The sequence below is a fragment of the Pelomonas aquatica genome, assembly GCF_026712205.1.
Taxonomy (GTDB): domain Bacteria; phylum Pseudomonadota; class Gammaproteobacteria; order Burkholderiales; family Burkholderiaceae_C; genus Pelomonas; species Pelomonas aquatica.
On record NZ_JAPPUW010000003.1, the window covers coordinates 221,476 to 236,498 of the forward strand.

Below are 15,023 nucleotides of genomic sequence, written 5' to 3' on the forward strand. Positions count from 1 at the left end.
CAAGGACCGCCGATGACTGCTCCAACCGCCGGCATGCTGCAAGGGCCGCGCTATATGCGCTTCCTGCTCTTCATCGCCGGCATGGGCGGGCTGCTGTATGGCATCGACATCGGCATCATCGCCGGCGCCCTGCCCTATCTGGAATCCACGGCCGTCGCGGCCTGGCGGCTCAGCGCCCAGCAGCTCAGCTTCATCGTCGCGGCCGTGCTGCTGGGCAGCGTTCTGTCGTCGCTGTTCGCCGGTGCGCTGGCCGACGCCATCGGCCGCAAGCCCGCCATGCTGCTGGCCGGCGCGCTGTTCACGCTGAGCATTCCCGTCATCGCGCTGGCCGACGGCTATGTGCCGCTGCTGATGGGCCGGCTGCTGCAGGGCGTCAGCGGCGGGCTGATCGGCGTCGTCGTGCCGCTCTACCTGGCCGAATGCCTGAGTGCCGAGAGGCGCGGGCGCGGCACCGCGATGTTCCAGCTGCTGCTGACCATCGGCCTCGTCGTCGCCGCGCTGATCGGCCTCGTGCAGGCGCGCGGCGTCGAGGCCGCCAGCGCCGCGGCCCAGGCGGCCGGCGGCGACGTGCAGCAGGCCCTGTTCGCCGCGCGCGACCACGCCTGGCGCAGCATCTTCTGGATGAGCCTGGCGCCCGGCCTCGTGTTCACACTGGGCGGGCTGCTGCTGTCGGAATCGCCGCGCTGGCTGCTGCGCCGCGGCCGCGCCGAGGCCGCGCTGGCCACGCTGCGGCGCAGCCTGCCCGAGGCCCAGGCACGCGAAACGCTGGCCGCCATGGCGGCCAGCGGCGGTGCCACGGCCGCTGCCACCGCCGCCGAGCCGCTGCTGAGCCGCCGCTATGTGCTGCCCTTCCTGCTCGCCTGCCTCGTGCTGGCCTGCACCCAGGCCACCGGCATCAACTCGGTGCTGGCCTATGCGGTGACCATCCTGAACGCCGCCGGCCTGCCGGGCTCGATGGCCAACTGGGCCGACGTGGCCATCAAGCTGCTGAACGCGGCCGTCACCGTGCTGGCCGTCAGCCTGGTGGACCGCAAGGGCCGCAAATTCCTGCTGATGCTGGGCAGCGGCGGCATCGCGCTGTCGCTGCTGGGCGCCGCGCTGCTGTTCCAGTCCGCCGAGGACGAGCTACGCGACGTTGGGCCGGCGCTGGCCGCGCGCCAGCAGGGCGACACGCTGACGCTGCAGCTGGATGCCGCGCAATGGCGCGCCCTCGGCGCCGACCCGGCCGCCGGCCCGCAGATGCTGACCGTGGCCTGGTCCTATGGCGAGTTCAGCAATGTGCAGACGCTGCGCAGCGACGCGGGTCCGACAAGCCTGAACATCCGCCGCGCCAACACCGTGCAGCCCGACAACGTCATCGGCGCGCTGTTCCGCCGCCTGCACCTCAACCCCTTCGCCGACCCGGGCGCCTCGGCCCAGGCGCCGCTGCGCATCGCCTCCGCCCGGCTCGGCCCGGTGCCCAGCGCCGCGCACGGCGGCTGGACGGCGGCGTGCATCCTGGCCTTCGTCGCCTTCTTCGCCGTGGGCCCCGGCGTCTGCGTGTGGCTGGCGCTGTCCGAGCTGATGCCCACGCGCATCCGCTCCAACGGCATGAGCATCGCGCTGCTCGTCAACCAGTTCGTGTCCACGTCCATCGCCGCCGTCTTCCTGCCCACCGTAGGCCAGCACGGCTACGCAGCGATGTTCTTCTTCTGGGCCGGCTGCACGCTGGTCTTCTTCCTCGTCGCGGCCCGGCTGCTGCCCGAGACCAAGGGGCGCACGCTGGAGGAGATCGAGGGGTTCTTCGTGCGCTAGGCCGGCACGACCGCCGTCACCTCGATCTCCACCTTGGCACGGTCCTCCATCAGGGCCGACACCTGCACCGCGCTCATCGCGATACCGTAGTCGCGGCCCAGCACCTCGCGGTAGGCCTGGCCCACCTCGCGGCCGCGGGCGATGTATTCGCGCTTGTCGATGAGATACCAGGTCATGCGCACGATGTGCTCGGGCGCGGCGCCGGCCTCGGCCAGCACGGCGCGCACGTTCAGCAGGGCCTGGCGCACCTGGGCGATGAAGTCGTCGCTGTCGAACTCGCAGCCCTCGTTCCAGCCGATCTGGCCGGCGACGAAGACCTGGCGGCCGCTGGCCGCGACGCCGTTGGCATAGCCGCGCGGCGCGGCCCAGCCGGCGGGCTGCAGGATTTGTTTGCTCATGGGTGGGTCTCCTGGGCGCGCTGCAGCGCGGCGCGCAAGTCGGCGGGCAGGGGCATGGGTTGGTGGGTGTCCAGCGAGGTGCAGACCAGCACCTGGTCGAACTCGACGCGGATGCCGTCGTCGCCTTCGAAGGCGATGGCCAGCGCCAGCGAGCTGCGGCCCAGGCGGGCGATGCGGATGCGCTGGCGCAGGCGGTCGCCGATGCGGCTGACGCGCCTGAAGCGGGTGTCGAGCCGCGTCGTGGGCATGCCGATGCGGCGCCCGACGATCAGCTCCACGAACGACAGCCCCAGGCCCTGCGCGAACCAGTCCTCGACCAGCTCGTTCAGCATTTCGAAATAGCGCGGGTAGAACACGATGCCGGCCGGGTCGCAGTGGCCGAAGCGCACGAGCTGCTCGCGCTGGAAGACGAAGCCGGGCATCAGGTTTCGCGCAGCTTGAAGCGCTGCAGCTTGCCGGTCTCGGTGCGCGGCAGGCTGCTGCGGAACTCGATGGCGCGGGGGTACTTGTAGGGCGCGATGCTGGCCTTCACATGCTCCTGCAGGGCCTTCGCATCGCCGGCATGGCCCTCGCGCAGCACGACGAAGGCCTTGACGAGCTGGCCGCGCTCCGCGTCCGGCACGCCGATGACGGCACATTCGGCCACGGCCGGATGGCTCAGCAGCGCGGCCTCGACCTCGGGGCCGGCGATGTTGTAGCCGCCCGAGATGATCATGTCGTCGGTGCGCGCCTGGTAGACGTAGTAGCCGTCGGCGTCGACGAGGTAGGCGTCGCCGGTCAGGTTCCAGCCGTCGTGCACGTATTGGCGCTGGCGCCCGTCGGCAAGGTAGCGGCAGCCCGTGGGGCCCTTGACGGCCAGGTGGCCGATCTGGCCGGGCGGCAGCGCGCGGCCGGCGTCGTCGAGGATGCAGGCCCGGTAGCCGGGCACGGGCTTGCCGGTCGCGCCGGGCCTGGCCGTGGCCTCGGTGTGCGAGATGAAGATGTGCAGCAGCTCGGTCGCACCGATGCCGTCGAGCAGCTCGATGCCCGTCTTCTCCTTCCACAGCGCACGCGTGGCCGCAGGCAGGGCCTCGCCGGCGCTGACGCATTTGCGCAGCGACGCGATGTCGTGCTGCGCGACCAGCGGCGCCATCGCGCGGTAGGAGGTGGGCGCCGTGAAGCAGACCGTCGCGCGGTGCTCGACGATGGCCTTGAGCAGCAGCTCCGGCGCGGCCTTTTCCAGCAGCACCGTGGAGGCGCCGACGCTCATCGGGAACAGCAGCAGGCCGCCCAGCCCGAAGGTGAAGGCCAGCGGCGGGCTGCCGATGAAGACGTCGCTGGCCTCGGCGCGCAGGGAATGAGGCGGCCAGCAGCGGCAGATGGCGATGATGTCCCGGTGGAAGTGCATCGTGCCCTTGGGCTGGCCCGTCGTGCCGGACGTGAAGGCGATCAGCGCGCAGTCGTCGCTGGCCGTGTCGACATTCGTGAAGCTGGCCGGATGCCGCGCCGCCCGGGCCTCCAGGCCATCGGGCTCGCCGCTGCGGAACAGGCAGATGCCGCGCAGCACGGGGTTCTGCTGCTGGGCCGCCGCGAGTTCATCGGCCAGCGCCGCATCGCACAGCGCATGGCTGACCTCGGCCTTGGCGATGACCTTGCCCAGCTCGACGGCGCGCAGCAGCGGCATCGTCGCCACCGCGATCGCGCCGGCCTTGATGACGGCGAACCAGCAGGCCGCCAGCTGTGGCGTGTTGGCGCCGCGCAGCAGCACGCGGTTGCCCGGCACGACGCCCAGTTCGTTGACCAGCACGTTGGCGATGCGGTTCGCCTCGGCCTGCAGGTCGGCATAGCTCCACTTCACGCCGGCGCCCTGTACGCAGGGCCGGTCGCCCTGGCCCTGCGCGACCCAGCGGTCCAGCAGCTCCGTGGCCGCATTCAGCCGGGGGCCGAACTGCAGCGCCGGCAGCTCGAAGACCAGCTCCGGCCACTGGTCCTGCGGCGGGAGATGGTCTCTTGCGAAGGTATCCAGATGAGCCGATGGATGCATGGTGTCAGGCCCTCAACAGTTCGCGACCGATGATCAGTTGCTGCACTTCGCTGGCGCCCTCGTAGATGCGCAGCGCACGGATTTCCCGGTAGAGGGATTCGACGATCTCGCCGCGGCGCACGCCGCGGCCGCCAAAGAGCTGCACGGCCGCGTCGATGACCTGCTGGGCACCCTCGGTCGCCCTCAGCTTGGCCATCGCGGCCTCCTTCGTGATCTTGCGGCCCTGGTCGCGCAGCCAGGCGGCGCGGTAGACCAGCAGGGCCGACGCGTCCACCGTGCAGGCCATGTCGGCCAGCTTGGCCTGCGTGAGCGGCAGGTCGGCCAGGCGTGCACCGAACATCGGCCGCGCCTTGGCCTGGGCCAGGCCTTCCTGCAGGGCCCGGCGGCCGAAGCCCAGGGCCGCCGCGGCCACCGAAGTGCGGAAGACGTCCAGCGTGCGCATCGCGACCTTGAAGCCTTCACCCGGCGCGCCCAGCATCTGCGACCTGGGCACGCGGCAGTTCGTGAAGCGCAGCCGCGCCAGCGGATGCGGCGCGATGACATCGATGCGCTCGGCAATGTCGAAGCCGGCCAAGCCCGCATCGACGATGAAGGCCGAGATGCCCCGCGCGCCGGCCGCCTCGCCCGTGCGGGCGAACAGCACATAGAAGTCCGCGATGCCGCCGTTGGAGATCCAGGTCTTCTCGCCGTTCAGCAGATAGGCATCGCCGTCCTCGGTGGCACTGCACTGCATGGCCGCCACGTCGGAGCCGGCCTCGGGCTCGGACAGCGCGAACGCCGCCAGCGCTTCACCACGAGCAACGCGCGGCAGATAGCTTTCACGCTGAGCCGGCGTGCCCTGCAGCGAGATCGCGCCCGAACCCAGGCCCTGCATCGCGAACGCGAAATCGGCCAGGCCGTCGTGCCTCGCCAGCGTCTCGCGGATCAGGCAGATGGCACGCGTGTCGATGGCCTGGCCTTCACCCGCCACCGCGTGGTTCAGCCAGCCGGCCGCGCCGAGCTGGGCCACCAGCGCACGGCACTGCGCATCGACATCGTCCTCGTGGTCCACGTGCTGCAGATGCTCGCCGCACCAGGCGTCCAGCGCGGTCGCCAGCTCGCGGTGCTTGGCGTCGAAGAAGGGCCAGTCGAGGTGATCCATGTCAGTTCCCTTCGAAGGCCGGCTTCTGCCTGGCCGCAAAGGCCTCGTAGGCGCGGTGGAAGTCCTGGGTCATCATGCAGATGGCCTGGGCCTGAGCCTCGGACTCGATGGCCTCGTCCACGCCCATGGCCCACTCCTGGTGCAGCATGCGCTTGGTCATCGCATGCGCAAAGCTCGGGCCCGCGGCAATCTCGCGGCCCCAAGCCAGCGCCTCGGCCAGCAGTTGCTCCGGCTCGGCGATGCGGTTCAGGAAGCCCCAGGCCAGCGCCTCGTCGCCGCCCAGGCTGCGGCCGCTATAGAGCAGGTCCGACGCGCGGCCCTGGCCGACGATGCGGGGCAGCATCGCGCAGGCGCCCATGTCGCAGCCGGCCAGGCCGACGCGGGTGAACAAAAAGGCCGTCTTGCTGCGGGCCGTGCCCACGCGCAAGTCGGACGCCATGGCCATGATGGCGCCCGCGCCGGCGCAGACACCGTCGATGGCCGCGACGACGGGCTGCGGGCAGGCGCGCATGGCCTTGACGAGGTCGCCCGTCATGCGCGTGAAGGCCAGCAGGTCGGGCATGCTCATGCCGGTCAGCGGGCCGATGATCTCGTGCACGTCGCCACCGGAACAGAAGTTGCCGCCGGCCCCCTGGACGACGATGGCCTTGACCTCGTCGACATAGGCCAGCGCGCGGAACAGGTCGCGCAGCTCGGCATAGGACTCGAAGGTCAGCGGGTTCTTGCGCTCGGGCCGGTTCAGCGTGATGAGGCCGACCGCCCCCTGCTGCTGCCAGAGGAAGTGCTGGGGCGCGTAGCCGGCGAGGCTCTTGCGGTTGCCGGATGCCAGGTGCGGAGTCATGTGTTGTCCTTCAGATGCATCTTCAGTTGCGCGAGCAGCTCATGGACCTGGGTCTTCTGCGCCGGCGTCCAGCCGGCGAACAGCTCGACGATCCAGCCCTCGTGCGTGGCGGCCATGCGCTTGAACTGGCGGCGGCCCGCGGGCGTCAGCCGAACGATGAAGCTGCGCCTGTCCTCGGGCCGCGTTTCGCGCAGCACCAGGCCTTCGGCTTCGAGCTGGTCGGTGATGCCGGTCACGTTGCCGCCGGTCACCATCAGCCGCTCGGACAGCTCGCGCATCGTCAGCCCGTCGGGGTGGCGCTCCAGCTGGGCGAGCAGGTCGAAGCGGGGCAGCGTCGTGCCGAACTCCTGGCGCAGGCGCTGGCGGATCTGGTCCTCCACGCGCGTCGTGCAGGACAGCAGGCGCAGCCAGAGCCGCAGCGCCTGGTGATCGTCGGCGGAGGCGCGGGTTTCGAGATCGAAGTCGGCCGACATCACATCGTCTCCCCGCCATCCACGGCAATGGCCTGGCCGTTGACGCCGCCGCTGCGCACCAGCCACGCCACCGTGTCGGCCACTTCCTCGGGCTGGATCAGCCGGCCCTGCGGGTTGGCCTTGGCCAGTTCCGCCCTCGCCTGGCTCGCCGTGCGGCCGGTCTTGGCGACGATGTTGGCGATGGCGCCCGCGACGATGTCGGTCTCGGTGTAGCCGGGGCAGACCGCGTTGACCGTCACGCCCTTGGCCGCCACCTCCAGCGCCAGCGCACGCGTCAGGCCCAGCACGCCATGCTTGGCCGCGCAGTAGGCCGCCACATAGGCATAGCCCTTCAGCGCGGCCGTGCTGGCGACGTTGACGATGCGGCCGTCCCGGCGCGCCAGCATGCCGGGCAGCACGGCGCGGCTGCACAGGAAGCTGCCGGTGAGGTTCACGTTCAGCAGGCGCTGCCAGACCTCCAGCGAGGTCTTGGCTAAGGGCGCCGTCTCCACCTGGCCGGCGTTGTTGACGAGAACGTCCACATCACCCACGGCAGCAAAGGCGGCGGCGACGCTGGCTTCGTCGCCCACGTCGCAGGCCTGCACGGCCACGTCGCCCAGCGCCGCCTGCGTGCTGCGCAGCCGCTCCAGGCTGCGCCCCATCAGCGTGACGCGCAGGCCATCGGCCAGCAGGCGCTTGGCCACCGCCGCGCCGATGCCGCTGCCGCCGCCGGTGACCACTGCATGTTTCTTCATACGCCCAACGCCTTGTTCGCCTGCTCGGCCGCAGCCACGCTGTCGGCGCGCTGGCGTTCGAACTCGCGCTCCAGCTGCGACTTGCCGGACAGGTATTGCCTGGGCCATTCCAGGCCGACCGGCCCGGCATAGCCAATGCGCGCGGCCTCGGTCAGCGTCCAGGCCGGGTTGGCCAGATGCGGGCGCGCGATCGCGCAGAGGTCGGCGCGGCCCGACGCGATGATGCTGTTCACATGGTCGGCCTCCGAGATCGCACCGACGGCCATCGTCGCAATGCCGACGCGGTTGCGGATGCTCTCGGCGAAGGGCGTCTGCCACATGCGGCCATAGATCGGCTTCTGCGCCTTGCTGACCTGGCCGGAAGACACGTCGATCAGGTCGGCACCCGCGGCCTTGAACGCCGCGGCGATGGCGACCGCATCCTCCGGCGTCGTGCCGCCGGCCACCCAGTCGTGGGCCGAGATGCGGACCGACATCGGCCGGTCCTCGGGCCAGACCTCGCGCAGCGCGTGGAAGACCTCCAGCGGGTAGCGCAGCCGGTTGGCGAGCACGCCGCCGTAGGGGTCGTCTCGCCGGTTGGTCAGCGGCGAGATGAAGCCGGACAGCAGATAGCCATGGGCGCAGTGCAGCTCCAGCCAGTCGAAGCCGGCGTCCGCCGCGCGCCGCGCCGCGCTGACGAAGTCCTCGCGCACGCGGTCCATATCGGCCCGCGTCATCGCGCGTGCGACCTGGCTCACACCCTCGATGTATTGCTGCTCGGACGCCGCCATCAACGGCCAGTTGCCCGAAGCCAGCGGGCGGTCTTCGCCGCCGCTCCAGGGCACGCAGGTCGAGCCCTTGGGGCCGGCGTGGCCGAGCTGCATCGCGACCTTGGCGCTGCTGTTGGCATGGATGAAACCGACGATGCGCTGCCAGGCGGCGCCCTGCGCGTCGCTCCACAGGCCCGGGCAGCCGGGCGTGATGCGCGCGTCGGGCGACACGCAGCTCATCTCGGCGAACACCAGGCCGGCGCCACCCAGCGCACGCGCACCGAGATGGGCCAGGTGGTAGTCGGCCGGCAGGCCGTCCACGCAGCTGTATTGCGCCATCGGCGACACGACGACGCGGTTCTTCAGCGTCAGGCCGCGCAGCCGGTAGGGCGTGAACATCGGCGGCAGCTGGGCATCGAGGCCCGACTGCGCGGCCAGCCAGCGCTCGAACTCGCCGACGTAGCCGGCATCGCGCAGCCTCAGGTTCTCGTGCGAGATGCGCTGCGAGCGCGTCAGCAGCGAGTACGCGAACTGCTCGGGCGCCAGCCGCGCATGGCGCTCCACGTTCTCGAACCACTCCGTCGAGTTGCGCGCCGCGTTCTGGATGCGCAGCACCTCGATGCTGCGGCTGGCCTGGTAGTCGGCCAGCGCGGCCTCCAGGTCGCCACCATGCTTGTCGATGTCGCGCGCCAGCGCAATCGCGTCCTCCAGCGCGAGCTTGCTGCCCGAGCCGATCGAGAAATGCGCCGTGTGGGCCGCGTCGCCCATCAGCACGACCGGCGCGCCCCGCTCGTTGCGGTGCACCCAGGTCTTGCAGACCACGCGCGGGAAGCGGATCCACTGCGCCGAGCCGCGCAGATGGCTGGCGTTGGAGATCAGCTGGTGGCCGTCGAGCACCCTGGCGAACAGCTTCTCGCAGAAGGCGATGCTCTCCTCCTTGCCCATGCCCTCCAGGCCCGCCGCGCGCCAGACTTCCTCGGGAGCCTCGACGATGAAGGTCGAGTGCGTCGCGTCGAAGCGGTAGGCGTGGGCCTGGAACCAGCCCCATTCGGTGCGCTGGAAATCGAAGGTGAAGGCGTCGAACAGCTTGGTCGTGCCCAGCCACACGAAGCGGCAGCGGCGCAGGTCGATGTCGGGCTGGTAGGTGGCGGCGTACTTCTGGCGCAGGCGGCTGTTCAGGCCGTCGGCCGCGATGATGAGGTCGGCGTCGAGGCCGGCGTCGTCGGCCACGTCGGTCTCGTAGGCCAGCTCGACACCCAACTGCTCACAGCGCGCCTGCAGGATGTTAAGCAGCTTCTTGCGGCCGATGCCGCAGAAGCCATGCCCGCCCGACACGATGCGCCGGCCGCCGATGTGCACGGCGATGTCGTCCCAGTGGTTGAAGGCATCGCTGATCTCGTCGGCCGTCTCGGCATCCGCCTCGCGCAGCGCATCCACGGTCTGGTCCGACAGCACGACGCCCCAGCCGAAGGTGTCGCCCGCACGGTTGCGCTCCAGCACCCGCACGACACGCGCCGGGTCGGCCTTCTTCATCAGCAGCGCGAAATACAGCCCGGCGGGACCGCCGCCGACGCAGGTGATACGCATGGTGTTGCACCGTCCTTGCGCAACACTTTAGAAATAGATAGTTCAAACGTCAAGTATTTATTCGCACTGCAGGCGACTGGAAACCCTGATCGATAACCGATCGCATGGCCTGCCAGATCGTTCGCTCTTGCGGTCTGGTCTGCACGGCTCTGGCAAGAACGCAGCAAATGCAACCAGAGAGGCACGGAGTCACAGAGAACTCGGTGCTGAACCGGTAGCCATGGGCCGTGAACTGGCATGGTCTTTGCGCCCTGTACCGCCGTGCGCTCGACAGTGCGAGCTGCGAGTTCCCGAGGTTGGCCAGGTTCCGCCATACACGTAAGCGTCAAGTCTTCCTCGCTAGGGTAGTCAGCTCCCCGAACTGGCTAGCATCGACAACCGCGCCAAACCCTGAGATCCGAAATGCCGCCAAAGATGCATCGCTTGCTGCTTGTCACGACCCTGCTGGGTGTCAGCCTGCCGGCCAGCGCCAATCCGACGAAACAGGAACTTGCGATGCGGCTGGTCGCCGTCATGCGGCTCGACTACACCGTTCTCGACGCCCTTCAGTGGCAAGCACGCGTCGCGCCCGCATTCTCGGGCGATGTTTCGGCCTGCCTCGGCGGCGCCGACTACAAGCGATTCACGGCGCCAATTGCCAACGTAGTTGCGAGGGATGTATCGGTTGATGACATTGCCTATCTGCTTGGTTTCTATTCATCGCCAGCCGGTAGCAAGTTCACCGAAGCGGCTCTGGTTGATGCGCACAAGCATGCCGATCCTGGCATCAAAGAGGACTACCCTGACATCTCACCTGACGAATACGCTCAGATTTCGTCGCTCATCAAGTCGGAGCCTTATGCCCGTTTTCGTGGAGTCCAAACATACGCAAGCGTGCGGCAAACAGCTGACCAGTTGCTCGCCGAATGCCGCGCTGGCAAGTGAATCTGCAAGTCGGCATGACCGCATGGCCGTTGCTTGATCAGATCGAACCGTGCTGAGCGCCCTCCACACGGTCTTGAAGGCCCCAGCCCCTTTCCCTAATATCCGCTGGTCATCACCCGACCACCCCGGGGAGGGCCTATGAGAAGCTGCACCACGCCCTGTGCCATTGCCTTCGCGCTCGCCGCGTTCACTGGCGCGATTGCCGCTCAAAGTCCCGGACTCACTCGAACCATCGTCACTCGCGCAGACGTTTCGGTGCCAGGTCGAGAGGCTGTCATCGCGCATGTGGAGTTGGCCCCGGGGAGTGTTGCCGGCTGGCATACACACCCGGGAGACGAGATCAGTCATGTGAATGAAGGCGAGGTCACGTTGATGGTCGCCGGCCAGCCGCCGCGCAAGTTCGGCGCCGGGCAAGGGTTCGTGATTCCGGCCGGTGTGGTCCACAGCGCAAGCAACGAGGGTTCTTCGACGGCTCGGGTGGTGGGCGTTTACGTGGTGGAAAAGGGCAAGCCCCTGGCGTCGCCCGCATCGGCACCCGCGCCGTGAGCGCCGGGCCGGCCTGATCACCTGAAGCCGGCACGGGCCACGCTCGACCGGGAGGAGCTCATGGATTCACGACGGCGACGGCTCTGCATGTCATCGGTTGCAGCGGCGCTTGCCTCCGTGCCGCCCTTGCACGCCCTGTCTCAATGCGGAGCCGATGGCGACGACTTCCGCGTGACGCTGCTTGGCACCGGCAGCCCCCAGCCTTCCGTCGAACGCTTCGGCCCCGGCGTGCTGGTGCAGGTCGCCGGCCAGGTGCTGTTGTTCGATTGCGGGCGCGGCGTCGCGCAGCGCCTGGTTCAGGCGCATCTGAAATTGGGAGCTGCCGACAAGCTGTTCCTGACCCATCTGCATTCGGACCACACGGTAGGCATTCCCGACCTGTGGCTGACCGGCTGGCTGGAGCCGCCTTGGGGCCAGCGCCGGGGGCCGTTTCAGGTCTTCGGGCCTGCGGGCACTCGCCAACTGATGGAGCACCTCGAGAAGGCCTATGCCTGAGACATCGACACCCGGGTTGCCGATCAGAAGCTCGCGCGCGCGAACGTCGCGGTGGTGGTGACCGAGTTCGACGAAGGCGTCGTCTACGAGAGCGGCGACGTGAAGGTCACTGCGTTTGCGGTGGACCACGGCGATCTCGTCAAACCGGCGTTCGGGTTCCGCGTGGACCACGACGGACGCTCGGCCGTGATCTCGGGCGACACGCGCTTCAGCGAAAACCTGATCAAGCATGCGGCCGGCGCCGATCTGCTGATCCACCAGGTGGCCGCGATGCGCCCGGAGCTGCTCGCCTTGCCGGCCTTTCAAGTCATCCTCGCGCACCACACCAGCCCCGAGGAAGCCGGTCGCGTGTTCAGCCGCGTCAAGCCCAGGCTCGCGGTCTTCTATCACTTCTCGCTGCTGGGCACGGCCAAGCTGCCGCCGCTGACGGCGCAGGAGGTCGTGGCGGCGGCGCGCAAGACCTACGACGGTCCATTGATCGCGGGCGAGGATCTGATGGCCTTCAGCATCGGCCGCGGTGGCGTCGCCGTCGGCGCCGGGGCGGCAGGACGGGGCTGCGCCGATGAACGCTAGCCGGCCGAGCAACAGCAGCCTGCGATCGGGCGCGATGCGCGGGCTTGTTTCGGCGCTGCTGCTCATCGGGTCGGTGCAGGCCGCCGCGGACGACGAGCCGAGCTGGGCCGCGCTGAGGCAGGGCGGCAAGGTCGTCCTGCTGCGCCACGCCCATGTCGAGATTCGGGAAGGGATCGGGCACCTCGCCCCGGGGCATTGCGACGAGGAGGTCAATCTTTCGCAACGCGGCGAGAAGCAGGCCCGGCAGATCGGCAAGGCCTTCAGGGCGCATGGCGTTCCGGTCGGAGAAGTCCTGACCAGCCCCTACTGCCGCTGCATCGACACGGGCAGGATCGCGTTTGGCAGCGCGACGCCCGTTCCTTATCTCAGGCCACCCGGAACGGTCTCTGAGGCGCAAGCGGAAGTCGATCAGGCAGGCCTGATGAAAGCCATCCTGACGCACCACGCACCCACGAACCTGGTCATGATCACCCACGATCTCAACATCGCGGGCGTCGTCCTCGAAGACACCGTGCGGATGGGCGAGTTCTTCGTCGTCGAACCCAAGGGAGACCATCTGGACATCGTCGGATCCATCGTGATTGGCGAGGACTGAATCCAGCCGAATGCCCGGCCCCCGGCGCTCGGGTGAGCGAGGCGGAGTTGCAGGCGGCGACGATGCGCGCCGCGCCTACTGCCAGCGCAGATGCACAACCCGATAGCCGTTGGCCTTCAGTTGCTGCAGCAGAAAGGGCAAGGCCCGCGCCGTCTGGTCCTGCGCGTCATGCAGCAGCACGATGCCGCCGCCGCTCTTCGCGAGCTGCCCCAGCAGCTTGTCGGCCAGCATCTGCGGTGTCTGGTCGGGCAGCCAGTCTTCGGCGCCGGCATCGACGGACATGACGGTGATCGCACGCTCGCGCAGCGCGGCCAGCAGCGTCGGCGTCTCCTCCAGGAAAGGGAAGCGCCAGGCCGGCGGCTCGCTGCCCAGTACGGCGCGGTAGGCGGCGGTCATCGCATCGAGGTCGGCCAGCTGCGCAGCGGGCGACAGCTGCGGGAAGTGCTCGTGCCGGAAGCCGTGCATGCCGACGCTGTGGCCGGCGTCGCGCACCCGGCGGGCCAGCTCGGCGTGGGCCTGCAGCGGCGCGCCGTTCATGAAGAAGCTGGCCTGCACGCATTGCTCGGCCAGGGCCTTCAGCACGAGGGGCGTGGACTCGGGCCGCGGGCCGTCGTCGAAAGTCAGCACGACCTCCTTGGGCGCCAGCGCCGGCAGCGCGGCATGCTGGGCCGTGCCCCAGGCCGCGGCTTCGCGCGGCAGCGTCAGCGTGCGCGAGGTGCCGAGCGCGTCGGGCGCGCAAGCCGGTTGCGTGGCGGCGGCGGCCAGGGCCAGGCTCATCAGCAGGCCCATCAGTGCGCTCCCACCGGTGCTTCGTTGCCGGCGGCGGCGGTGTCCTCGCGCCCGTCCTGCGGGAAGGGCGCCAGCCAGGCCAGCAGCACCGGCGGTACCGAGAACACCAGCACCCAGCCGAAGAAGCTCGAATAGTGGTGGCCGACCGCGTTCCACAGCAGGCCGCTGACGCTGCCGGTGCCCCATTTGGTCAGCGCCATGACGCCGGTGGCCATCGCGTAGTGGGCCATGCGGAAGGGGCCGGGGGCGATCTGCTGCATCATGTAGAGCATGTGGCCGACCGAGCCCATGCCGAAGCCGAACTTCTCGAGGGCGACGACGACGGCGATGGTGGCCGTGTCGGCCGGCAGCGTCTGCGCCAGATAGAAATAGGTCAGGTGCGGGATGTTGAGCACCAGGGCCAGCGTGAAGAAGCTGCGCGGCAGCGTGCGCCGGGCGACGAAGAAGCCGCCGAGGAAGGCGCCGGCGATGAAGCTCAGCGTGCCGACCGTGCCGTTGATGTGGCCCAGCGCCTCGTTGTCCAGGCCCAGGCCGCCGGCGGCGGCGCCGTCCAGCAGGAAGAGCGGGCCGAACTTCTCGATGAAGCCTTCGCCGAAACGGTAGAAGAAGATGACGGCCAGCATCATCCAGATCTGCGGCTTCTGGAAGAAGGTGACCCAGGCCTCGGCCGTGGCCTTCAGGCCGCCGGCCAGGCCCTGGCCGTGCAGATGCGACGGCCAACCCGGCGGCAGCACGCGCAGGTGGTAGAGGCCGAACAGCGCCATCGCCGCGGCAGCCAAGGCCACGACGATGACCCAGCACTGCACCCAGCTCAGGCCCATGTGGTTGTGCAGCCAGCCGGTCAGCGAGACCAGCAGGCCCGACGCGATGACGGCGCCGAGGTTCCAGCACATACCCTGCAGGCCGGAGTAGCGGGCCTGGTCGGTCTTGCTGACCGTCGTCATGAAGACGCCGTCGGCGCAGGTGTCCTGCGTGGCGGACGCGAAGCCGACGATCCAGAAGAAGGCCAGCGACAGCCTGAAGAAGTCCGCCAGCGGCAGGCACAGCGCGACGAGGCCGAGGGCCGCGGCCATCGCGAACTCCATGCCGATAACCCAGAAGCGCTTGCTGCGGTAGGTCTCCAGCAGCGGCGCCCACAGCGGCTTGAGCACCCAGGGCAGATACATCTGCGAGGTGTAGAGGGCGATGTCCTCGTTGGACACGCCGAGGTTCTTGTAGATGATGGCCGCGACGACGCCCACCATGACATTGGGCAGGCCCATGGCGAGGTAGAGCGAGGGCACCCAGGTCAGCGGGTGGCGGGAGGTCTGGGTCATGGCGGGCTGGGCTTCATGCTGCCGTTGGGCAGGGCGGGAACGGGG

The 15,023-nt window shown here is 69.3% G+C and carries 16 protein-coding genes; 6 read left to right on the plus strand and 10 right to left on the minus strand.

All coding sequences use genetic code 11. From position 1 onward, the window contains the following. Nucleotides 1-12 precede the first annotated feature (12 nt). Nucleotides 13-1,794: an MFS transporter gene (locus tag NYP07_RS04765; protein ID WP_268147971.1), complete on the plus strand. Its 1,782-nt coding sequence runs from the start codon at nt 13-15 to the stop codon at nt 1,792-1,794. Here NYP07_RS04765 and NYP07_RS04770 read toward each other — a convergent pair. The 8 genes from NYP07_RS04770 to NYP07_RS04805 are packed head-to-tail and all read right to left on the minus strand — an operon-like array spanning nt 1,791 to nt 9,740. Next, nucleotides 1,791-2,192: a RidA family protein gene (locus NYP07_RS04770; RefSeq protein ID WP_268147973.1), complete on the minus strand. Its 402-nt coding sequence runs from the start codon at nt 2,190-2,192 to the stop codon at nt 1,791-1,793. The genes NYP07_RS04765 and NYP07_RS04770 overlap by 4 nt on opposite strands. Further along, a complete protein-coding gene (locus tag NYP07_RS04775; protein WP_268147975.1) occupies nt 2,189-2,614 on the minus strand; it encodes an acyl-CoA thioesterase in 426 nt (141 codons plus the stop codon). The genes NYP07_RS04770 and NYP07_RS04775 overlap by 4 nt, the downstream gene beginning before the upstream one ends. After that, complete coding sequence (locus NYP07_RS04780; protein WP_268147977.1) at nt 2,614-4,215, minus strand: AMP-binding protein; 1,602 nt, start codon at nt 4,213-4,215, stop codon at nt 2,614-2,616. The genes NYP07_RS04775 and NYP07_RS04780 overlap by 1 nt, the downstream gene beginning before the upstream one ends. A 4-nt stretch (nt 4,216-4,219) precedes the next feature. Then, nucleotides 4,220-5,356 (minus strand): acyl-CoA dehydrogenase family protein, encoded by a 1,137-nt coding sequence (locus tag NYP07_RS04785; RefSeq protein ID WP_268147979.1) that lies wholly within the window; start codon nt 5,354-5,356, stop codon nt 4,220-4,222. A 1-nt stretch (nt 5,357) separates the two neighbouring features. Beyond that, nucleotides 5,358-6,197 (minus strand): enoyl-CoA hydratase family protein, encoded by an 840-nt coding sequence (locus NYP07_RS04790; RefSeq protein ID WP_268147981.1) that lies wholly within the window; start codon nt 6,195-6,197, stop codon nt 5,358-5,360. Beyond that, nucleotides 6,194-6,670, minus strand: coding sequence for a MarR family winged helix-turn-helix transcriptional regulator (locus tag NYP07_RS04795; protein WP_268147983.1), 477 nt, complete (start codon nt 6,668-6,670; stop codon nt 6,194-6,196). The genes NYP07_RS04790 and NYP07_RS04795 overlap by 4 nt, the downstream gene beginning before the upstream one ends. Further along, entirely contained in the window at nt 6,670-7,404 is a 735-nt protein-coding gene (locus NYP07_RS04800; protein WP_268147985.1) for an SDR family NAD(P)-dependent oxidoreductase, read from the minus strand. Before NYP07_RS04800 ends, NYP07_RS04795 begins: the two co-directional genes overlap by 1 nt. Further along, a complete protein-coding gene (locus NYP07_RS04805; RefSeq protein WP_268147987.1) occupies nt 7,401-9,740 on the minus strand; it encodes a bifunctional salicylyl-CoA 5-hydroxylase/oxidoreductase in 2,340 nt (779 codons plus the stop codon). Before NYP07_RS04805 ends, NYP07_RS04800 begins: the two co-directional genes overlap by 4 nt. 402 nt (nt 9,741-10,142) lie before the next feature. Between NYP07_RS04805 and NYP07_RS04810 the strand changes: the two genes are divergently transcribed. The 5 genes from NYP07_RS04810 to NYP07_RS04830 all read left to right on the plus strand — a co-directional run bounded on the left by NYP07_RS04810 (nt 10,143) and on the right by NYP07_RS04830 (nt 12,873). Continuing rightward, on the plus strand, nt 10,143-10,664 hold the full coding sequence (locus tag NYP07_RS04810) for a hypothetical protein (RefSeq protein WP_268147989.1): 522 nt from the start codon (nt 10,143-10,145) through the stop codon (nt 10,662-10,664). 138 nt (nt 10,665-10,802) lie between these two features. Then, nucleotides 10,803-11,210 (plus strand): cupin domain-containing protein, encoded by a 408-nt coding sequence (locus NYP07_RS04815; RefSeq protein ID WP_268147991.1) that lies wholly within the window; start codon nt 10,803-10,805, stop codon nt 11,208-11,210. Between the two features lie 60 nt (nt 11,211-11,270). Further along, nucleotides 11,271-11,705, plus strand: coding sequence for an MBL fold metallo-hydrolase (locus NYP07_RS04820; protein WP_268147993.1), 435 nt, complete (start codon nt 11,271-11,273; stop codon nt 11,703-11,705). Between the two features lie 57 nt (nt 11,706-11,762). After that, nucleotides 11,763-12,278 (plus strand): MBL fold metallo-hydrolase, encoded by a 516-nt coding sequence (locus tag NYP07_RS04825; protein ID WP_338091297.1) that lies wholly within the window; start codon nt 11,763-11,765, stop codon nt 12,276-12,278. Then, on the plus strand, nt 12,268-12,873 hold the full coding sequence (locus NYP07_RS04830; RefSeq protein WP_268147995.1) for a histidine phosphatase family protein: 606 nt from the start codon (nt 12,268-12,270) through the stop codon (nt 12,871-12,873). The genes NYP07_RS04825 and NYP07_RS04830 overlap by 11 nt, the downstream gene beginning before the upstream one ends. Nucleotides 12,874-12,948: 75 nt before the next feature. On the opposite strand, the gene NYP07_RS04835 is transcribed toward NYP07_RS04830, so the two are convergent. Further along, nucleotides 12,949-13,662 carry a polysaccharide deacetylase family protein gene (locus NYP07_RS04835; RefSeq protein WP_268147997.1) on the minus strand — a complete coding sequence of 238 codons (714 nt, stop codon included), beginning with the start codon at nt 13,660-13,662 and terminating at the stop codon, nt 12,949-12,951. After that, nucleotides 13,662-14,978, minus strand: coding sequence for an MFS transporter (locus NYP07_RS04840; RefSeq protein WP_268147999.1), 1,317 nt, complete (start codon nt 14,976-14,978; stop codon nt 13,662-13,664). The genes NYP07_RS04835 and NYP07_RS04840 overlap by 1 nt, the downstream gene beginning before the upstream one ends. Nucleotides 14,979-15,023 lie beyond the last annotated feature (45 nt).

Excerpts from the sequence above, each read along its gene's own strand:
- NYP07_RS04800 (WP_268147985.1), bottom strand. The coding sequence starts at position 7,404 with ATGAAGAAACATGCAGTGGTCACCGGCGGCGGCAGCGGCATCGGCGCG.
- NYP07_RS04815 (WP_268147991.1), top strand. The coding sequence starts at position 10,803 with ATGAGAAGCTGCACCACGCCCTGTGCCATTGCCTTCGCGCTCGCCGCG.
- NYP07_RS04770 (WP_268147973.1), bottom strand. The coding sequence starts at position 2,192 with ATGAGCAAACAAATCCTGCAGCCCGCCGGCTGGGCCGCGCCGCGCGGC.
- NYP07_RS04805 (WP_268147987.1), bottom strand. The coding sequence starts at position 9,740 with ATGCGTATCACCTGCGTCGGCGGCGGTCCCGCCGGGCTGTATTTCGCG.
- NYP07_RS04810 (WP_268147989.1), top strand. The coding sequence starts at position 10,143 with ATGCCGCCAAAGATGCATCGCTTGCTGCTTGTCACGACCCTGCTGGGT.
- NYP07_RS04775 (WP_268147975.1), bottom strand. The coding sequence starts at position 2,614 with ATGCCCGGCTTCGTCTTCCAGCGCGAGCAGCTCGTGCGCTTCGGCCAC.
- NYP07_RS04785 (WP_268147979.1), bottom strand. The coding sequence starts at position 5,356 with ATGGATCACCTCGACTGGCCCTTCTTCGACGCCAAGCACCGCGAGCTG.
- NYP07_RS04780 (WP_268147977.1), bottom strand. The coding sequence starts at position 4,215 with ATGCATCCATCGGCTCATCTGGATACCTTCGCAAGAGACCATCTCCCG.
- NYP07_RS04790 (WP_268147981.1), bottom strand. The coding sequence starts at position 6,197 with ATGACTCCGCACCTGGCATCCGGCAACCGCAAGAGCCTCGCCGGCTAC.
- NYP07_RS04795 (WP_268147983.1), bottom strand. The coding sequence starts at position 6,670 with ATGTCGGCCGACTTCGATCTCGAAACCCGCGCCTCCGCCGACGATCAC.
- NYP07_RS04840 (WP_268147999.1), bottom strand. The coding sequence starts at position 14,978 with ATGACCCAGACCTCCCGCCACCCGCTGACCTGGGTGCCCTCGCTCTAC.
- NYP07_RS04765 (WP_268147971.1), top strand. The coding sequence starts at position 13 with ATGACTGCTCCAACCGCCGGCATGCTGCAAGGGCCGCGCTATATGCGC.
- NYP07_RS04830 (WP_268147995.1), top strand. The coding sequence starts at position 12,268 with ATGAACGCTAGCCGGCCGAGCAACAGCAGCCTGCGATCGGGCGCGATG.
- NYP07_RS04835 (WP_268147997.1), bottom strand. The coding sequence starts at position 13,662 with ATGGGCCTGCTGATGAGCCTGGCCCTGGCCGCCGCCGCCACGCAACCG.
- NYP07_RS04820 (WP_268147993.1), top strand. The coding sequence starts at position 11,271 with ATGGATTCACGACGGCGACGGCTCTGCATGTCATCGGTTGCAGCGGCG.